The organism is Oleiphilus sp. HI0067 (assembly GCF_001635735.1).
The window spans coordinates 1-1,030 of the sequence record NZ_LWFI01000856.1 but is presented as its reverse complement, the minus strand read 5'-3'; the positions used below and the strand labels follow the sequence as shown (position 1 = coordinate 1,030).

Here is a 1,030-nt window from a genome sequence, read left to right as displayed (position 1 = left end):
CGCATTCAGAAGCGACAAGTGCGTTTGTTGGTCCCTCTTTAATTTCCAGCAAAGAACAAGATCTCGTCTTTAAAGGGGTCGCGGGTTCACCAGGGGTTGCGATTGGTCAAAGCATGGTGATGTTTCCCCCGGCGGACTTCGATAGCGTTCCTGAAAGAACTTCCGATGATATTGATGCAGATTTGGCGCTTTTTGATGGAGCCATCGAATCTGTGCGTGTCGATATATCCAAAGTAGGTGAGCGTTTAGCGGAGCAGCTTAGGCCTGAAGAACAGGCGCTGTTCGATGTATATATCGGGATGCTCGACGATAAAGCACTTGCGGGCGAAGTTCAGAACAAAATTAAAGCAGGATCATGTGCGCAGACAGCGTTGAAGCACGTGATAAAGGATTACGCGAGTCACTTTGAAATGATGAGTGATGCCTATTTGCGTGAGCGAGCTGTTGATATCAAAGACTTGGGTCGTCGTATTCTGAGTTATCTTCAAGAGCGCGAGACACAAACGCTAAACTTTCCCGAGCGCACTGTGTTGGTGAGTGACGAGTTGACGCCGACAATGCTAGGCGAGGTGCCGCGCGAGAATCTTGTTGGCTTAGTGTCCATTAAAGGTTCGGGTAGTTCGCACGTTGCGATTCTTGCGCGAGCAATGGGCATACCTACCGTTATGGGCCTAGTAGATGTTCCGTTATCCAAGCTTGACCGTTGTGAGATGGTCGTTGATGGTTATAACGGTGACATTTTAATTTCGCCTTCTGCAGAAATGCAGGCGCATTATGCGACGGTATTGAATGAAGACAAAGAGCTTGATGAAGACTTAAAAGAGATCATCGAGTTACCATGCGAGACAACTGACGGACATCGTATTCATTCTTGGGTAAATACTGGCTTAATGGCAGACGTGGTGCGTTCGCTTGATCATGGTGCAGAGGGTGTCGGTCTGTATCGAACCGAAGTGCCTTTCATGATTAACGAGCGTTTCCCAAGTGAATACGAGCAAATGCTGTATTATCGAGAGCAGCTCGAAGCGTT

The 1,030-nt window shown here is 48.0% G+C and carries 1 protein-coding gene; it reads left to right on the top strand.

Features of this window, described 5'->3' with window-relative positions:
- Positions 1-1,030, top strand: a 1,030-nt coding sequence (locus A3739_RS09155; protein WP_255376775.1) for a phosphoenolpyruvate-utilizing N-terminal domain-containing protein, incomplete at both ends; no start/stop codon positions are given.